The sequence below is a fragment of the Maridesulfovibrio sp. genome (assembly GCF_963666665.1).
In the GTDB taxonomy this organism is placed as follows: Bacteria; Desulfobacterota; Desulfovibrionia; order Desulfovibrionales; family Desulfovibrionaceae; genus Maridesulfovibrio.
Map to the genome: position 1 here is coordinate 3,383,734 of NZ_OY762999.1, position 16,509 is coordinate 3,400,242.

A 16,509-nucleotide genomic window follows, 5' to 3' on the forward strand; every position below is an offset into this window, starting at 1 on the left:
CTAAAACAGCGGCAAGCGCAAAAGAGATATGCAGAGCAATTGCTGCTCGTCAGGAGGCATAATCTTGAGAAAGTCAGGATCCTGAAGCATGAGCATCTGTACTCCATTGATATGAACTGACGCTGAAGATGAAGGGGCGTCAGGGGCAATGATGGACCGGGTTTGATCGCCAAAACAGGCCACGAACTTCACACCGTACGACTCAACACCTTTCCAGAAAATGTCCGCCTTGTTTTCAAATTCACTGCCGTTCCATGCGGTACATGGCCAAAAAGAAATAGCGCCCTTAGGCAACCCCATATAACCGATCAATGACTGAAACAACTTACGTCGTGCTGCATCAGCCTGACCGGACAAATCCTGCCCCATCTGGGAGTAGGTCCAGAAAATCTGCAGACGCGGAGAAATGCGTGAAGCAAGATTTGACCAGGGAGCCGGCCAAGACTGCGGGTCAGGGAAACTAACCGGAGTCTGAGCCGGAGCTTTACGCTGTTCAGGCATACGCGAAGGCTTAGCCGGAGGTGTCCGGTCAAAGGAAGGGCGCTGCTGTTGCTGAGGAGGAGCTGATTGCTGTGCCGGGATATGTTGCCCTGCTCTATGTTGCTGAGCGGGTAGCTGCTGTCCGAACTGCTGCGGTCTGCTCTGAACCTGCTGGCGCTGTTGTGGAGGCGCAACCGGACGCTGCCGCTTCGGTTGTTCGAGTTCCTCGATACCGGGCAGTGCATCCTTGAAAACATATTGCAGGCCGTTTTGATACCACGGCCTGACACTTTCAAGTACATTTAATTCAGCAGAAGGTGATCCCATATACGCCACGCTACTTCGGTTTTGGGGAGATCGGGCCATTCTTCGGAACGCCCTGCCCTATCAAGAACATAGACTGAATTGGTGGATGACTCAAATCCGGCTCCGGGCTTGTTGATGGGGTTGGCAACAATCAGGTCCAGATTCTTGCGCTCAAGCTTGCCCTTTGCTGCTTCCTCAATATTGGAAGTCTCGGCTGCAAAACCTATCAATTGCTGATCATCCTTTTTCATGCTGCCGATAGTCTTCAAGATGTCCGGATTAGTGTCGAAATCAACCTTCAATGCACTGCTGCCCTCTTTCTTGAACTTACCCTCACCGTGAGGAATAGGTTTGAAATCGGCAACTGCAGCGGTGAAGCACCCTGTGGTGCAACTGGGCCAGATTTCGGTGGCAGCATCAAACATCTGCTGAGCAGAATTAACCTTGATCACGTTAATATCTTCAGGAAACCACCAGTTCACCGGACCGGAAACCACAGTAACCTTGGCACCGCGAAGCCATGCAGCCATAGCAATGCAGGCACCCATCAGACCGGAAGAAGGATTGGACCAGAAACGGACAGCATCCCATTTTTCACGGGTAGGGCCAAGAGTTATCAGCACGTGCTTACCGCTCATATCATCAGGAGCAACAGCGCGTAAGCCATGAACATAAATTGATTCGAGGGGTGCAAGACGACCACTTCCGTAATCACCGCAAGCAACATCCCCGCAATCAGGTCCGATGAATTCAACCCCTCTTTCGGCGAGAACACGGCAATTATCCTGAGTCGCCGGAGCGTCCCACATAGCCGGATTCATAGCAGGGGCCACCAGCTTAGGTCCGCTAAAAGCCAGAGCCTGACAGGAAAGCATGTCATCGGCTAAACCGTGGGCCATACGAGCCAAAACCGAAGCTGTTGCCGGAGCAACAAGCATGGCATCGGCGGCCTGTCCGGGTTCGAGGTGGCCGAAGGTGTCATCCATGGTCGGGAACATCTTTTCCCAGACCTTAAAAGCACCAAGGGCCTCATAACTGAGGCCCCTGATAAATTCCTGCGCACCGGAAGTGAGCGTTACACTTACTTCGATCCCGGCCTTACGAAACATTCGCAGTAAGTCCAGAGACTTATAAGCTGCGATGGAACCGCTGACGCCGAGGTGGATGCGTTTTCCTAAAAAGCAGTCAAAATTGAGATGTTCATTCATTATTGTATATTCTGTTCCTGCATACCGCCGGAAGAAGGCATGGAGTCAGACTTCATTTCAACGGCGTAGATTTCGACTTCTGTATTGTAAGATCCGTCAAAAATTCTCACTGTGCAGCTCTTGTAAGGCTTGGTGAAAGAAAGAGTGGAAACAGTGGAGGTAATGGATCTTTCTTTGGTCCAATTGTCCTTTGCCATCTGGTTTACAAAGAAATCAATAAGAGACTGATTTTCAACACGTCCCTTAAGAACGATTTTTCCATACTTAAAAGCCTGATCTTCTGCAACATAGGACTGATCAGGTACCCTGCTCAGTTCGTTGGGCACTGCGATATCATCAAATTCAGTGTAAGGTACGAATTCTTCGAAACTTTCAGTTGCACCGGCGGTGGCAACTACGGGTTCATCAGAAGTTTTGTTGGTACCGGCCAGACAACCGGTCAGTCCCACAAAGATCATGGACACGAGAAGCATTTTAATTAAAGTACGCATATTTAATCCTCCGATTTTGATGCCGACGCATATTGAAATTCAGACCAGCTGTGCTGGACAATAATTTATAAACCGAAACAATGCAGCATTGATTAAAAATCACCACTGCATCTTCTAGACTTTTTCTACAGCCATGAGAACAAAAAATCAATTCCGCAGTCAGGAAAATCAACCGTTCAAGCGCTTGATCTTATCCATAAAATAATTTTCCATTTCCCGGCGATCCTTGCGCAAACGGATTAGCTCGGCTTCCATAACTTCAAGCTTATGCTTCAAGGCTGTGTTTTCCTGAGCTAATTCATTTGTGGCAGACTCAAGCTCTACGTCCTTCTGCTCCAAAGCATTAGTCCGTTCATCATATTCTTCGGTAATGGATTTAATATCGAGCTGCGGCAAGGCCTTGATTTTTTTCTGGCTGCGGGCAAGAAGAACAAAAGCTTTTTTGAGCTTATAAATATCTTCACGCTGCTCTTCTATGATTGACTTCTGGTCGGCAATCACTTCAAGTGACCTGCTCATCTTGTCCATCATCTCGGCAAAGGCACCGCTCAGTTCAGCCTGAATATTCATGGCCGGTTGCGCAGGCAAGCCACGCTCAGAAGGGCTGATCTCAATAGTACGTGGAAATTCAGAGCGGAGCTGCTCTTCAATTTCAGTGGTGACCATCCCATCATTATATAATGTGACGATGCGCTTGAAGATTTCCACAGCGGATTCCGGGTACTTGGTCACCCGGCCCATTTTTTTACTGGAAAGAAAATCCTTGAACAGCGAAGCATAGCGTCTTGCTGTAGGAGCGGGGATCATCGTAATCTTGGATATTTCAGCTACTGACAACCATTTCATAAATTAATCCGGATTTGGTGATCAACGTGACAATCAAACAATGTTGTTTGACTGGGCAATCAAAGAACAAACACAGCATTCATAAACCTTGAAGGTGTTTGTTGTAAAGATTCTTACCAGATTATCATCAATAATGAAAACTGAAAAAATGAACATAAATACAAAAGACTTTTTCCTTAAAAGCTACGACTTTGAATTACCGGAAGCACAGATAGCACAATGTCCCGCAGTAATGCGCCACGGCTCCAAACTCATGGTCCTTGATCAAAAGAGCGGTAAAACCGAAATCAAAAACTTTACCGACATTGTAGACCTGCTTCCCGAAGGCGCCCTGCTGGTGGCCAACAACTCAAAAGTTGTCCCAGCGCGTATCTTCGGTAATAAACCTACCGGAGGACGGGTAGAATTTCTGCTGCTGACCCCCCTGCCGCTCATCGAAGCCGAAGAAATACCGGGTGGATTTAAAGCACAAGCCCGAGGCTTACTCAGGGCATCAAAGGGCCCCAAACCCGGCGATAAAATTTTATTTGAAGGCGGCTTGAAACTCAAAGTTCTAGGCAAGGGCAAATTCGGCCTTTCCGAAGTTGAACTTGAATGGACCGGAAATCTGAAAAAGATTTTCGAAGAATGCGGCAAGATTCCCCTGCCCCCGTACATCCGCCGTGCAGCAGATGAAACCGACAATGACCGCTACCAGACCCTGTACGCATGCGATGAAAAAGCCGGATCAGTAGCCGCGCCCACTGCAGGACTGCATTTCTCGGAAGAGATCAATGAAAAGCTCAAGGCCAAAAATATCGAGCGAGCCGAGGTTACCTTATATGTAGGATACGGAACCTTCAGTCCGGTACGGGCAGAAGATATCCGTGATCATGAAATGCACCATGAGTACATTGAAATACCGGAAGAAACCGCTGCAGCTGTGATCAAAGCCAAAGAAGAAGGACGTCCGGTAATCGCTGTAGGCACCACCTCTGCCCGCACGCTCGAAGGTGCTTTCCAGCAGACCGGGGAAATTTGTGAATTCAAGGGAGAGACCAATATTTTCATCTACCCCGGCTTTGAATTCAAGGTTGTAGACCGCATGATTACCAATTTCCATTTGCCAGAATCATCCCTAGTCATTATGATTTCCGCTCTTGCAGGTAGGGAAAATATTCTGAAAGCCTATGCAGATGCTGTAAAAAACGGGTTCAGATTCTTCTCCTACGGCGATTCAATGTATATAAAATAAGGTACGAATAACGGTTTGCCGTAGTTTTTACGGAAAAATTTGCACCTGAACGCAAATAATTATACCTTGTTTCTCAACAGTCACATTTTCACGATGTGCTGCCTACAAGCAAATAAGACTCTATTGGTCCCAGCCCGTTGATATAACGGGCTTTTCTGTCCACGGTAACAGGAGTTTAGGATGTCACGAGTAGAATTTTTGGATGAACGGTGCAAGGGCTGTCTGCTCTGTACCACCGTCTGTCCGAAGGAAATCATAAGGCAATCCGACCGATTCAACCAGCACGGTTACAAAGTTGCTGAAGTCGCGGCTGAGGATATGGAAAAGTGTACCGGATGTACTTCCTGTGCGCTGATCTGTCCGGATATCGCTATCCGGGTATACAGAACCCAAAAGGCCAAAGGAGAATAGTATGGCTAAGAATGGCGAAAAGCTTTTCATCAAAGGCAACGAGGCTATCTCCCGCGGCGCGATTGCAGCCGGACTCAAATGCTATTTCGGTTACCCTATCACCCCCCAGAACGATATTCCGGAATACATGTCCGCTGAACTGCCGAAAGTCGGCGGAGAATTCGTTCAGGCAGAAAGTGAAGTTGCCGCTGCAAACATGCTCATCGGTGCATCTGCTGCCGGTCAACGTTGCATGACATCTTCATCCAGTCCGGGTGTATCCCTCAAACAGGAAGCCATCTCCTACCTCGCAGGTAGCCAGCTTCCAGCGGTCATCGTCAACATGAACCGTGGCGGACCGGGACTCGGTGATATCGGTCCCAGTCAGGGTGACTATTTTCAGGCAACCAAAGGCGGAGGACACGGTGACTACCGTACTCTCGTTCTCGCTCCCGGTACCTGCCAAGAGTGCTACGATCTGGTTATCGAAGCTTTCGACCTCGCTTTCAAATACCGCAACCCGGTCATGATCCTCGGTGACGCCATCGTAGGTCAGATGAAAGAGCCCGTCGTAACTTGGACTCCCGAAGAAAGGAACGCTGAAGAAGGAACCGAATGGCGCATTGAAGGCGCCAAGGGCCGTGATCACCGTATCATCAAGTCCCTGTTCCTCACCGAGGGTTCCCTTGCAGGTCACAACATGGCACTGCAGGCCAAGTATGACGACATGGCAAAATACACCAAGCAGGAACTCTTCGAAACTGAAGATGCCGAACTCATCGTAGTTGCCTACGGTTCCATCGGACGTATCGTAAAGAGCACAGTACGCAAGCTGCGCGCACAGGGTCATAAAGTCGGCCTGTTCCGTCCCATCACCCTCTACCCCTTCCCTTCCGAAGAGCTGAACAAGCTTGCCAAGCAGGGTAAGAAATTCCTGACTATTGAACATAACCTCGGTCAGATGGTTGAAGACGTACGCCTTTCCATCCGCACCGTTACCGACAGTGATTTCTTCGGCTTCATGCCCGGAAACCTGCCTACCCCCGACGACTTCGAGGAGCCCATCCTCAAAAGCCTTGGAGGGAAATAGATATGAGCGAACAAGAAATTCTCGCCTTTGACAAGGCTGACGCTATTGTTGACGTTCCCACCCACTACTGTCCCGGCTGCCAGCACGGTATTGCCCACAGGCTTGCGGGTGAACTGCTCAGCGAAATGGGCCTGACCGAGAACACCCTTCTGGTCACCTCCATCGGCTGTTCCGTATTCCTCTACAACTACCTTAACGTGGACAGCGTGGAAGCTCCGCACGGCCGCGCACCGGCAGTTGCTACAGGCGTAAAACGCGCCCGCGGTGACAAGTTCGTCCTCTCCTATCAGGGTGACGGCGACCTCGCATCCATCGGTATGGCTGAAATTATGCACTGCGCTAACCGTGGTGAAAAAGTCTCCATCATCTTCGTGAACAACACTGTTTACGGCATGACCGGCGGACAGATGGCCCCCACCACCATGGAAGGCCAGAAGACCACTACCTCCCCTGCCGGACGTAACCCGGCCAAAGAAGGTATGCCCATCAAGATGGCGGAAATTATCGCCTCCCTCGGTGGAACTGCATACGCCGCGCGAGTGGCCCTGAACAATGTGAAGAACATTCGCAAGGCCAAAAAAGCCATGAAAAAGGCTTTTGAAGTGCAGCAGCAGGGACTCGGCTTCGGTTTTATCGAGCTGCTTTCCACCTGCCCCACCAACTGGAGAATGACTCCCATTCAGGCGAATGAAAGGATCGAAAATGAAATGATCCCCTACTTCCCGCTGGGTGTATTTAAAGACGTAACTGCGGAGGACTAAGATGAGCAAATACCTCGACAGCATCATTGCCGGATTCGGCGGACAGGGCGTTATGCTCATCGGTAACCTGCTGGCATACTCAGGTATGAATGCCGGACTGAATGTAACCTACATTCCGGTATACGGCCCTGAAATGCGCGGCGGTACCGCGAACTGCACAGTCGTACTTTCTGACGACGAAATCGGTTCCCCCATCATCCGTACTCCGCACAGCCTGATCATCATGAACCGTCCTTCTCTGGATAAATTCCAGCCCATGCTCATGGATGACGGTATCCAGATCGTCAACTCCTCTCTGATTGACGCAGAGCTGGTAGATAACGAGCGCATTAAATCCTACATGGTGCCCTGCAACGATATCGCTGACAAACTCGGCAATACCCGCTTGGCAAACATGGTAGCACTCGGTGCCTTCATCAAGGCAACCGGAATCATGGATATACAGGCAGTCATTGACTCCCTCGAAAACGTGATCTCAGCTCACTACCACCATCTCATCCCCAAAAACGCTGAAGCCCTCAAAGCAGGCGCTGAAGCTATCTAAGTACGAACTTTAAATGCCCCCTGCGAATTCTCGTTGGGGGCATTTCTTTTTGATGCGCTTCGCGCTATTTGATAAAACAGATTTTGCCTCCGGCGGCTTAAAAACTTTTTAATAAGGCTTCGCCGTGTAGGTTAACAAAACGTGCTTGGTGATGATAAATACACCTTGTATTTATATTGCCCAAATACAAACTCCTGCCTTTAAAAATTTTCCTTAATTTTATCATTTAATATTAGCATGTTATTTAAAAAAAACGATCCTGACATTACGAAAGACCACAAACGTCTTCAGGAGCTAAATATGGAAGTATTCAAACCTGAAAAGCTTTTTGGAATAATTGGACACCCTCTCGGTCATACAATGAGTCCTCTTTTGCATAATTGGGGCTTTGCAGAGCACAAAATTTCGGCAGTTTACATGGCTTGGCCCACTGAACCTGAGAAAGTTGAAAGTTTCATGCAGACTTTCAGAAATCTGCCTATTTCAGGTGCCAGCGTAACCATTCCGCACAAGCTTTCCGTAATGGACTACATTGATCAGCTAACCAAACGTGCAAAGTCTGTCGGAGCAGTGAATACCCTGTATTGGGACGGTGATAAAATAGTGGGAGACAATACTGATGCCGCAGGAGTATCTGAACCGCTGCGTCCTTATTCTGATCAGGTAAGAAAAGCTCTATTGATCGGAGCTGGCGGTGCCGCTCGTGCTGCGATCACGGGACTTCAGTCATTGGGCATCAAGGAAATTTTCATCACAAACCGAACTAAGTCCAAAGCGGAGGATCTCGCTGCTGAATTCAAAATATCAGATCTTGATTGGGACGCTCGCGGAGATCAACACTTCGATCTTATCGTGAATTCAACCTCACTTGGCATGTCCGGAAAATTTGAAGAGATCAACCCTATGATCATGGATAATCAGGACACGAACACCATCGTCTTCGACCTTGTCTACAATCCCATGGAAACTATATTTATCAGGGAAGCTAAAGCCAAAGGATGCACAGTAATCCACGGAATTGAGATGTTCGTTCATCAGGGTCTGGAACAGTTCAGATTATGGACCGGAATTAAGCTGGATGAGAAGAAAGCGCGTAGTCTACTGCTTGAAAATTTATAAAAAACTTCGCCTCTCCATACGAAGAGGCGAATCCTTGATAAAAAAGTTTGAAAGAGTCCAAAGAAACCTTTTCAGGGGTTTCTTATCTATAGCCGTTAGGCAAGAACTTCCTGCTTAAGTCCTACGGATATAGAGAAAGGCACTGGCCCTCGGAAAGATGTCGTATAGCTACCCAATACAAACAGACTTAACATTCACAAACTCACGAATCCCGTAAGTAGAAAGCTCGCGACCGTAACCTGAATTCTTAACCCCTCCGAAAGGAAGCGGAGGACGACTGCTTACCCGACCATTAAGATAGACCAAACCAGCCTCGATCTGACGTGCGAGCTTAAGCCCTTTTTCCTCATCGCGGGTCCATACGGAACCGCCGAGTCCGAATGCACTGTCATTGGCCATTTCCATGGCCTGCTCTTCGCTCTCAGCACGGAAAACAAGAGCTACAGGTCCGAAGATTTCATCACGTCCAGCAGTACTGTCAAAAGGAACATCAGTGATGATTGTCGAAGGATAAAAAGCACCTTCGCCTTCAGGAATTTTGCCTCCGGTTACAAGCTTGCCTCCAGCTTTGAGGCATGCATCGACCTGCACTTGCAGATCATTGCGGAACTGGTGTGAAGCCATGGGCCCCATGACAGTACTCTCATCCAGAGGATCGCCCATAGGCACTGATTCCATATGGTCTTTCAGCTTACCGACGAAATCATCGTACACATCATTGTGGACAATGAAACGCTTGGCGGCAATGCAGGCCTGTCCGGCATTGGAACAACGGGACTCGGCACCGATGGCTGAAGCTTTACCAAGATCAGCATCAGCAAGAACTACAAAGGCATCACTTCCGCCCAGTTCCATAACACTCTTCTTAAGCTGTGCCCCGGCTGCAGCAGCAACTTTGCGCCCTGCACCCTCGCTGCCCGTCAGACAAACACCGACTATTGAATTATGTTTAAGAACGTTTTCAACCTGTCCGGCCCCGATAAGCAGGGTCCGAAACACGTTTTCAGGGAAAATGGATTCACGGAAAAGTTCATCAAGTGCCAATGCGCACTGGGGAACATTTGAAGCATGCTTCAAAACCATGGTATTCCCGGCCATAAGTGTAGGTACGGCAATACGCAGAACCTGCCAGACGGGATAGTTCCACGGCATAACAGCCAGCACTGTTCCCATTGGGGCATAGTCTACATAACACTTCATACCGTCCACAGTCTTCGGCTCGCTTGCGAGCATAGAAGCACCGTTATCAGCATAAAAATCGCAGACAGTTGCGGACTTAAGCACTTCTGCCCTGCCCGACTTGAGCGGCTTACCCATTTCAGCAGCCATAAGTGCTGCAAAATGGTCTGCGCGTTCACGAAGAAGCGCAGCCAAATTACGCAGGCAATCCGCACGCAGATCAAGGGAACTCAATTTCCAAGTTGAATAAGCATCCGCAACGGAATTTAAAATGGAAGAAGTTTCAGCGGAGCTATATTCATCAAAACTTTTTTCGACCTTTCCGGTCATGGGGTTGGTACTCAGAATAGCCATCGGGGCAATACCTTATTTTATATTATTTTTCTCAAATGAGATCTGAATATGATTAATGCGTGGAAAGGCTACTTAACAAGAAAGGGACAAAAGAAAAAGGCGGCAACCCTTGGGAAACCGCCTTTATTTTGTCTTTAAGACAAGTAGATTTATTGGACATAAACCTTGATTTTGTCACCGGGACGAAGAATTGATTTTGAATTCAGGCTGTTCCATTCCATGAGTGAAGAGACTTTCACTCCGAAACGGCGGGCGATTTTCCAGAGGTTATCACCGCGACGTACCTGATATTTAACCAACTGCTGTTTCACATTCTCAGCCTTGGCAACAGAACGTGCTGAGCTGCTGGCGTTGTTATCGGGAATGTAAAGCTTCTGTCCGATCTTGAGCTTGGAAGAATAGAGACCGTTGGCACGCTTGAGAGTAGTTACACTCACACTGTAGCGACTGGCGATATCCCACAGAGTGTCACCCTGACGAACGCGATAGTTGGCCCTGCTCTGAGCTGTACGACGGGTTTTGCTGGTATTGGTTGCGTAAACTGCTGCAGATGAACCTTTACCCGGAATCATAATGTAACTGCCGGGCTTGATCAGGTTGGACTTGTGGTTATTCACTGACTTAAGCACAGCCACGGGAACACCGTAACGGCGGGCAATGCGATACCAGGAATCACCTTTACGAATTTTGTAGCGTTTATAGCCTGCAAAAGGACGTGAATTTGGGGATTCAAGATAATCGGCAGCATCAGCCATGACCCTTTCAGGCAGATAAGCATTGATAACTGCATTGGGCGGGCTGACCTGTCTGCGGAAATGGGGGTTGAGTTTATGGAACTCGCTCCATTTCATGCCGCAGGCTTTGGCAAGGGCCAGCAGGTCGGTTCCACCGGGAACCTTTACAGTCTCAAACTGAATACCGTTTTCCCAATTGATATTGGTAAAACCGAGTTCATCAAGGTTTTTGAAAATCTTGGAGATAGCGATAAATTTAGGAACGTAGTTCTTGGTTTCAGTGCGCAGTCTCGCTCTTCTGCTGAGCTTGTGGTTGTTCTTGGTCAGGTCGAAGAAATCTTTGGAACCGGTCTTTTTCAAGGCCCGGCCGATCTTACCTTCACCTGCATTGTAAGCTGCAAGAGCCAGATACCAGTCACCGAACATATCATGCAGAACATTTAGATACTTTACAGCTGCCTGAGTGGATTTGTATGGATCACGGCGTTCATCAACCCACCAGTCCACGCGCAATCCGAATTTGCGACCTGTAAAAGGCATGAACTGCCACATACCTGCAGCACCGGCACGGGAGTAAGCCCATGCATTGTATCCGCTCTCAGCAAAGGGCAGCATGGCCAGATCCTGAGGCATGTCATTCTCGGAAAGCACCTGACGCACATAGGGCAGGAAAGGCTCGGAACGTTGCAGCCAGCGATCAAAAGTCTTGCGCGCTTTATGTGTAAAGAAACCGAAGTACTGCTGCACTTCCTTGGTGTCGTGCTCATCAAGGTTGAAGTAGATACCGTTGTTGGACTGAAGAACTTTTTCTTCCTCAGGGGTCAGCGTTTCAGCTTCCTGCGGTGCAGCTTCAAGTTCAGGATCAAGAGGCTCAATCCCGGAATCGGCAACTTCAGTTTCAACTGAGGCTTCACTTTTCAGCGCAGCCGCTGTCTGGGCATCAATTGCAGCCTCATCAACCTGAGCGTTCTTGGCAGAACACCCGGCAAAAAAAGCAAATAAAGCCAGAAGTGCGATTAACCGAAACGATTTCAGCATTTTCGACTCCTTGTCACTGTGGACGTCAAACGTATTGATTTTATCCATAATTTATCTAGAAATACTATAAATTTTAACCGGTTAGGCACTTAAAAAAAAGCTCAAGAGTTTAAAAATACAAGCTTTTCAGTGCAAAAAATTGAGTTGTTCAAACATATGTAGAGCTATACTAAACTGCGAGGGTTTGCAATAGTAAAACGAAAGGTATAGATTGCCCAAACCGTTCGGGCGCAAGGGTTTCAGCCAATTTTGGCAGTACACTGAACGGGTCCGGTGTTAAAATAATGAAAATCGTATTCACCGTAACAAAGTATTTTAATTAGCCAATTATGAAATCTGAAAGTAAGAAGATTTCAGATCATATTTAAAAAGAATCAGATTCAAAAAATCCGCACCCCGAGCAGATTTTTAGATTTCAAATAAAAAGGTAGATCTTGCATGAAAAAAACGACCAGAGAAGACGACAATACCATCATAGCGGGCCGTAAACCGGTCCAGGAGCTGCTTTTAGACTCTCCAGAGAGGATTGACCTGCTTTACCTGCAAAAAGGGCGTCAGGACAAAAATTTCGAGCGCACTATCCAGCGTTGTAAAAAACACGGCATCAAATACAAAATTGCCGACAAAGCAGAACTGGGACGTATATTTTCCGGTAACCATCAGGGAATAATTGCCCGTGTAGCAGCGCTGCCCTTTGCCGACTACGACGATATACTGGAGAATCTTGCTGATGCCCCGCTGCCCCTGCTTGTAGTCCTTGATCAAGTTCAAGACCCCGGCAACGTGGGAGTATTGGCCCGATCACTCTACGCACTGGGCGGAGCCGGAATTGCAACTGCCAAGCACGGCGGTGCATTCCTCGGACCGGCAGCAATTAAAGCGAGTGCGGGGGCATTGAACAAACTTCCGGTGGCACGGGTAAACAACATTTCCCAAGCTCTCGACAAAGCCATCGAAATGGGGATCAATGTTTACGGAGCAGGATTGGCCGATGACTCTTCATCCGCCTACACAGCTGAAATCCACACCCCGGCTATCCTTGTCCTCGGCAATGAGGAAAAAGGAATCCGCTTCAATGTGGAAAAACGTTGCCAGAAACTTATCCACATCCCCTTCCGCCGGGACTTCGATTCACTGAACGTCGCACAGGCAGGAGCCATGCTGATCAGTGAATTTGCCAGACGTTTAGGCTAAATCAGTCATTATTTTCTGCCCGGAAAGACATAAAGTAAGCGCCCTGAAGAAAAGCATTTCTTCAGGGCGCGATTCTTTAGAAATAATATTGAAAATCTCTATTTGATATAATTGGGCAGATTTAGAAAAATATTGCGTGTAAAATCAATCATTTTATCCATAATCCACGGAAAGGCGAAAAGCAGTGCCAAAAACATGGAAACAATCTTCGGAACAAAGGTCAGGGTCATTTCCTGAATCTGGGTAGCCGCCTGAATTACGGATACAAAAATACCCACAACAAGCCCGACCATAAGCATGGGCAGAGCCAGCGTCAGTGCCAGTTCAATTGATTGCTTAGCAAATCCGATAACAAATTCAGGGGTCATTTTTTTATGCCTCCGCGTAAAAAAGACGCACTACTGCCCGGGTCACTGGAACGTGTTAACGATGGATCCTGTCAAAAGCGACCAGCCGTCAACCATGATAAACAGTAAAATTTTAAACGGCAACGAAACCATTGCCGGGGGCAGCATCATCATACCCATAGCCAGCAGGATACTGGCGATAACCATATCGAGGATCAGGAACGGCACATAAATCAGAAAGCCGATGGTAAACCCGGTCTTCAACTCACTGATGGTGTAGGCCGCAATGAGGAGCATAGTATTGACGTCCTCTTTGGTTTCCGGCCGTTTTTCCCCGGTAATGGAATAAAAAATGGAGAGGTCTTTCTCTCTGGTATGCTTAAACAGAAATGTGCGGATAGGAACCTGAGCGCGGTCAATAGCCTCGTTAAAACCGATTTCCTCGTTGAGGTAAGGCTGAAGAGCTGAATCATTGATAGCCTTTCCGGTAGGCATCATGATGACCACGGTCATGAAGATGGCAAGTGAGGCCAGAATCTGGTTGGGAGGCATCTGCTGCGTTCCCATGGCCTGGCGCAAAAAATGAAAGACAATGATGATCCGAGTAAAGGAAGTCATGGTCAGCAGAATAGACGGAGCCATGCCCAGAACAGTGAGCAGGAACAGGATTTCCAACAGCTTGGCTACCTGCTCCGGTTCTTCCTGTCCGGCAGCAAGATTGAGCGTAAGTGTAGGTACTGTCTCCTGTGCAAAAGCTGCTGCCGGAATCAGCAGCAGAAAAATTGCGCTAAGAGTCAGAAGAGCCGGAACGTTCTTTTTCAAGATATCCGGCAAAGTCGGAATCAATCTTTGCATGCCCTTCATCCCTTGCTTGGAGCAGAGTAATATTATCCTGAGTAACACCGACCACGATTTCCCGGTCGCGATACCTGACCACAGTAATATTCTGGCGCGGACTCAGCGGAAGCCGGTCCACAATTTCCAGCACACCTTTTCTGGCACCGGGAAAAGATCCCCCGATATTCAAGCGGCGCAAGAAATAATACGCCAGCAGCAGCATTGCCAGAATAAAAAAAAGCGCTGCCGACATCTTGAGCACAGACCCAAGCCCGGACTCAGGTGCAATAAATGCGGTGGCCGTTGCGTTAGGCAAGGTGCTTCACCCGTTCAATGGGGCTGATGATATCAGTCAGCCTGATACCGAATTTCTCGTTAATAACAACAGCTTCGCCACGGGCTACCAATTTACCGTTAACATAAATTTCAAGAGGTTCCCCGGCCAGCTTGGTCAATTCAACTACAGAACCGGTTCCCAATTGCAGAAGCTCGTTGATGAGCATCTTGGCCCGGCCAAGTTCAGCGGAAACATCCAGCGGAATATCGAGGATAAAATCAAGGTCACGCCTTGAACCGTCATGACGCGGATTCTTAGCTTCATTGGTCAGGTCTTTGAAATCAGCATCCCGGGTCTGGGTACGCAGAAATTCCTGTTCCTTTTCCTTGCGGATGTCATCGCCGGTGTCTTCAGCAAGAGCAGCAGCCCATTCATCAGCAAGGGCATCATCTCCGCCGCCACCGCCGCCGAGATCCAAATCGCCGCCACCTTCATCACCCTGCTCGCCAAGAGCAGCAGCCCATTCATTGGCAAGGGCCTCATCATCAGTGACTCCGGTATCATCCTGTTCAGCCAGCGCGGCAGCCCACTCATCGGCTAAAGCCTCATCATTACCGTCACCGGGATCACCGCCCAGAGGGTCACCACCTGCGGAATCGTCAGTGAGTGCGTCCGCCCACTCCTGCGCTAGTTTATCCTGATCAAGATCATCTGACATCATTGCAGCCTACCTCCGGATTATTCATTGGCTATCCCGTAAAAACAGTCCTGACGACATAAAATCGACACATCATCAAGGGGTTAAGCAAAAACCGTGCTACTGGATAACCATATCCGTAAAATATACCTGTAAAACCTTAGAGCCGCCCAGAATCTGGTTCAGCCGGTCCACAATTTCCTTTTTCAGCAGAATCTTGCTCTCCATTGTCGAAAGGTCCTGATAGGTCTTGCTGGAAAGCAGCAGGATAAGCGTATCCTTGACCATAGGTTCTTTTTTGGAAAGCTCCGCCACGGCCTCTTCGCTTACAACCTCAACATCAATCCCGAGCTTAAGATATCTACGCCCGAGAGGGTCAGCAAGGTTAACAACAAAAGTAGGCAGGGTTACGGTAAAACCGTCACCGGGAAGTGTTCCCGGATCTTCGCCCTCGGCAGCCTGATTATCCTTAGGTTCTTCCACAGCATCTTCAGGCTGGGCGGCAAAAAATTTCTTGTAGGCGAAAAAACCACCGCCACCAAGTATAGCAAGAAGCAGGATAAGAATTATCCACTTCAGCATTCCGCCTTTCTTTTTCGGTTCCTGACCTTCATCTGCCATGATGCACCCTCTTATGTATTTTTACTGAGCTAATAGCCCCCCATTGGGGGAGTCGTCTTTATCAATATTTCAACCCGCCTGTTCTGGGCTCGTCCTTCCGGCGTCGTGTTGCTGTACAACGGAAAAGTCGGCCCGCAAGCGGAAACTGTCAACCTGTCATTCATTATACCCTGCTCCACAAAATATGTAAGCACGGCCATGGCCCGCTCCCCAGATAACCGAAAGTTAGACGGCCTCATGCCACCCACATCATCAGTATATCCGGCAATATTAACATCAGCAGAACCAAGATAATCAAGTACCGGAACCAATTGGTAAAGCAGTATTTTTGCCCTCTCGTCAAGTTCAGACTTCCCAAGGGGAAACATGAGCTTATCCGTCAGCACCAACGCCACACCTTCAGGTCTTGCAAGAACCTTCAGGTTCTCATCAAGAGTGGCCCGATCCATGTCCGGCGGCAAAACATCATCCGGAAAAAGCAAATCCTTGATACGATTCTGTTTTTCCAGAACTTCCCAAGGTCGCTCAAGAAATTCACTGACCAGCTTCACCTTGGCTGTCACCCGCCCTGAACCTCTCTTATCCAGGAAACCGAGTTCCGCAGGCATAATGGTAACCCGAGTGATAAAACTCTGGTCCATTGAAGCCATACTTAGCAAGAGCACAAAAAAAGTCAAAAGCAGGGTAACCAAATCTGAGAAGGTTACCAGCCATCCCCCGCCCGGATCCGGTGGCTTTTTTACTTTATCACGACCCATGAAT

At 48.4% G+C, this 16,509-nt stretch carries 19 protein-coding genes; 7 read left to right on the forward strand and 12 right to left on the reverse strand.

Translation table 11 applies throughout. The annotated features are described in order from the left end of the window. The 4 genes from ACKU40_RS15585 to ACKU40_RS15600 form a co-directional block, all read right to left on the reverse strand. On the reverse strand, window positions 1-807 hold the full coding sequence (locus ACKU40_RS15585; protein ID WP_320173709.1) for a hypothetical protein: 807 nt from the start codon (window positions 805-807) through the stop codon (window positions 1-3). Continuing rightward, window positions 783-1,994, reverse strand: a complete 1,212-nt coding sequence (coaBC, locus tag ACKU40_RS15590; protein ID WP_320173710.1) for a bifunctional phosphopantothenoylcysteine decarboxylase/phosphopantothenate--cysteine ligase CoaBC — start codon at window positions 1,992-1,994, stop codon at window positions 783-785. The genes ACKU40_RS15585 and coaBC overlap by 25 nt, the downstream gene beginning before the upstream one ends. Beyond that, entirely contained in the window at window positions 1,994-2,485 is a 492-nt protein-coding gene (locus ACKU40_RS15595; RefSeq protein WP_320173711.1) for a hypothetical protein, read from the reverse strand. Before ACKU40_RS15595 ends, coaBC begins: the two co-directional genes overlap by 1 nt. 168 nt (window positions 2,486-2,653) lie before the next feature. Further along, window positions 2,654-3,331: a hypothetical protein gene (locus tag ACKU40_RS15600; protein WP_320173712.1), complete on the reverse strand. Its 678-nt coding sequence runs from the start codon at window positions 3,329-3,331 to the stop codon at window positions 2,654-2,656. Between the two features lie 148 nt (window positions 3,332-3,479). Here ACKU40_RS15600 and queA point away from each other — a divergent pair, with 148 nt between their 5' ends. The 6 genes from queA to aroE all read left to right on the forward strand — a co-directional run bounded on the left by queA (window position 3,480) and on the right by aroE (window position 8,469). Beyond that, window positions 3,480-4,565 (forward strand): tRNA preQ1(34) S-adenosylmethionine ribosyltransferase-isomerase QueA, encoded by a 1,086-nt coding sequence (gene queA, locus ACKU40_RS15605; RefSeq protein WP_320173713.1) that lies wholly within the window; start codon window positions 3,480-3,482, stop codon window positions 4,563-4,565. Window positions 4,566-4,745: 180 nt separating this feature from the next. Then, on the forward strand, window positions 4,746-4,976 hold the full coding sequence (locus ACKU40_RS15610) for a 4Fe-4S binding protein (protein ID WP_320173714.1): 231 nt from the start codon (window positions 4,746-4,748) through the stop codon (window positions 4,974-4,976). Window position 4,977: 1 nt separating this feature from the next. Further along, window positions 4,978-6,045: a 3-methyl-2-oxobutanoate dehydrogenase subunit VorB gene (locus ACKU40_RS15615; RefSeq protein ID WP_320173715.1), complete on the forward strand. Its 1,068-nt coding sequence runs from the start codon at window positions 4,978-4,980 to the stop codon at window positions 6,043-6,045. A gap of 2 nt (window positions 6,046-6,047) precedes the next feature. Beyond that, window positions 6,048-6,806: a thiamine pyrophosphate-dependent enzyme gene (locus ACKU40_RS15620; RefSeq protein ID WP_320173716.1), complete on the forward strand. Its 759-nt coding sequence runs from the start codon at window positions 6,048-6,050 to the stop codon at window positions 6,804-6,806. Between the two features lies 1 nt (window position 6,807). After that, window positions 6,808-7,350, forward strand: a complete 543-nt coding sequence (locus ACKU40_RS15625; protein ID WP_320173717.1) for a 2-oxoacid:acceptor oxidoreductase family protein — start codon at window positions 6,808-6,810, stop codon at window positions 7,348-7,350. A 300-nt stretch (window positions 7,351-7,650) separates the two neighbouring features. After that, window positions 7,651-8,469: a shikimate dehydrogenase gene (aroE, locus tag ACKU40_RS15630; RefSeq protein WP_320173718.1), complete on the forward strand. Its 819-nt coding sequence runs from the start codon at window positions 7,651-7,653 to the stop codon at window positions 8,467-8,469. 168 nt (window positions 8,470-8,637) lie between these two features. On the opposite strand, the gene ACKU40_RS15635 is transcribed toward aroE, so the two are convergent. Then, complete coding sequence (locus tag ACKU40_RS15635; RefSeq protein WP_320173719.1) at window positions 8,638-10,002, reverse strand: NAD-dependent succinate-semialdehyde dehydrogenase; 1,365 nt, start codon at window positions 10,000-10,002, stop codon at window positions 8,638-8,640. 149 nt (window positions 10,003-10,151) lie between these two features. Then, window positions 10,152-11,774 (reverse strand): LysM peptidoglycan-binding domain-containing protein, encoded by a 1,623-nt coding sequence (locus tag ACKU40_RS15640; RefSeq protein ID WP_320173720.1) that lies wholly within the window; start codon window positions 11,772-11,774, stop codon window positions 10,152-10,154. Window positions 11,775-12,212: 438 nt separating this feature from the next. On the opposite strand from ACKU40_RS15640, the gene rlmB reads away from it, so the two are divergent. Further along, complete coding sequence (gene rlmB, locus ACKU40_RS15645) at window positions 12,213-12,968, forward strand: 23S rRNA (guanosine(2251)-2'-O)-methyltransferase RlmB (protein ID WP_320173721.1); 756 nt, start codon at window positions 12,213-12,215, stop codon at window positions 12,966-12,968. 98 nt (window positions 12,969-13,066) lie between these two features. Here the strand turns inward: rlmB and fliQ are convergent, their stop codons facing one another. From fliQ to ACKU40_RS15675, 6 genes are all read right to left on the reverse strand, one after another. Next, entirely contained in the window at window positions 13,067-13,336 is a 270-nt protein-coding gene (gene fliQ / locus ACKU40_RS15650) for a flagellar biosynthesis protein FliQ (RefSeq protein ID WP_015853679.1), read from the reverse strand. Between the two features lie 42 nt (window positions 13,337-13,378). Next, a complete protein-coding gene (gene fliP, locus ACKU40_RS15655; RefSeq protein ID WP_320173722.1) occupies window positions 13,379-14,170 on the reverse strand; it encodes a flagellar type III secretion system pore protein FliP in 792 nt (263 codons plus the stop codon). After that, the gene (gene fliO, locus ACKU40_RS15660; RefSeq protein WP_320173723.1) at window positions 14,103-14,468 is read right to left on the reverse strand and encodes a flagellar biosynthetic protein FliO; all 366 of its coding nucleotides are present in this window, start codon (window positions 14,466-14,468) and stop codon (window positions 14,103-14,105) included. Before fliO ends, fliP begins: the two co-directional genes overlap by 68 nt. Continuing rightward, entirely contained in the window at window positions 14,461-15,150 is a 690-nt protein-coding gene (fliN, locus tag ACKU40_RS15665; protein ID WP_320173724.1) for a flagellar motor switch protein FliN, read from the reverse strand. Before fliN ends, fliO begins: the two co-directional genes overlap by 8 nt. A gap of 96 nt (window positions 15,151-15,246) precedes the next feature. Continuing rightward, window positions 15,247-15,747, reverse strand: a complete 501-nt coding sequence (gene fliL / locus ACKU40_RS15670; protein ID WP_320173725.1) for a flagellar basal body-associated FliL family protein — start codon at window positions 15,745-15,747, stop codon at window positions 15,247-15,249. A gap of 29 nt (window positions 15,748-15,776) precedes the next feature. Continuing rightward, window positions 15,777-16,505 carry an OmpA family protein gene (locus ACKU40_RS15675; RefSeq protein WP_320173726.1) on the reverse strand — a complete coding sequence of 243 codons (729 nt, stop codon included), beginning with the start codon at window positions 16,503-16,505 and terminating at the stop codon, window positions 15,777-15,779. Window positions 16,506-16,509: the final 4 nt, after the last annotated feature.

Coding starts and splice junctions, on each gene's coding strand:
- ACKU40_RS15585 (WP_320173709.1), bottom strand. CDS start 807: ATGGGATCACCTTCTGCTGAATTAAATGTACTTGAAAGTGTCAGGCCG.
- coaBC (WP_320173710.1), bottom strand. CDS start 1,994: ATGAATGAACATCTCAATTTTGACTGCTTTTTAGGAAAACGCATCCAC.
- ACKU40_RS15595 (WP_320173711.1), bottom strand. CDS start 2,485: ATGCGTACTTTAATTAAAATGCTTCTCGTGTCCATGATCTTTGTGGGA.
- ACKU40_RS15600 (WP_320173712.1), bottom strand. CDS start 3,331: ATGAAATGGTTGTCAGTAGCTGAAATATCCAAGATTACGATGATCCCC.
- queA (WP_320173713.1), top strand. CDS start 3,480: ATGAACATAAATACAAAAGACTTTTTCCTTAAAAGCTACGACTTTGAA.
- ACKU40_RS15610 (WP_320173714.1), top strand. CDS start 4,746: ATGTCACGAGTAGAATTTTTGGATGAACGGTGCAAGGGCTGTCTGCTC.
- ACKU40_RS15615 (WP_320173715.1), top strand. CDS start 4,978: ATGGCTAAGAATGGCGAAAAGCTTTTCATCAAAGGCAACGAGGCTATC.
- ACKU40_RS15620 (WP_320173716.1), top strand. CDS start 6,048: ATGAGCGAACAAGAAATTCTCGCCTTTGACAAGGCTGACGCTATTGTT.
- ACKU40_RS15625 (WP_320173717.1), top strand. CDS start 6,808: ATGAGCAAATACCTCGACAGCATCATTGCCGGATTCGGCGGACAGGGC.
- aroE (WP_320173718.1), top strand. CDS start 7,651: ATGGAAGTATTCAAACCTGAAAAGCTTTTTGGAATAATTGGACACCCT.
- ACKU40_RS15635 (WP_320173719.1), bottom strand. CDS start 10,002: ATGGCTATTCTGAGTACCAACCCCATGACCGGAAAGGTCGAAAAAAGT.
- ACKU40_RS15640 (WP_320173720.1), bottom strand. CDS start 11,774: ATGCTGAAATCGTTTCGGTTAATCGCACTTCTGGCTTTATTTGCTTTT.
- rlmB (WP_320173721.1), top strand. CDS start 12,213: ATGAAAAAAACGACCAGAGAAGACGACAATACCATCATAGCGGGCCGT.
- fliQ (WP_015853679.1), bottom strand. CDS start 13,336: ATGACCCCTGAATTTGTTATCGGATTTGCTAAGCAATCAATTGAACTG.
- fliP (WP_320173722.1), bottom strand. CDS start 14,170: ATGCAAAGATTGATTCCGACTTTGCCGGATATCTTGAAAAAGAACGTT.
- fliN (WP_320173724.1), bottom strand. CDS start 15,150: ATGATGTCAGATGATCTTGATCAGGATAAACTAGCGCAGGAGTGGGCG.
- fliL (WP_320173725.1), bottom strand. CDS start 15,747: ATGGCAGATGAAGGTCAGGAACCGAAAAAGAAAGGCGGAATGCTGAAG.
- ACKU40_RS15675 (WP_320173726.1), bottom strand. CDS start 16,505: ATGGGTCGTGATAAAGTAAAAAAGCCACCGGATCCGGGCGGGGGATGG.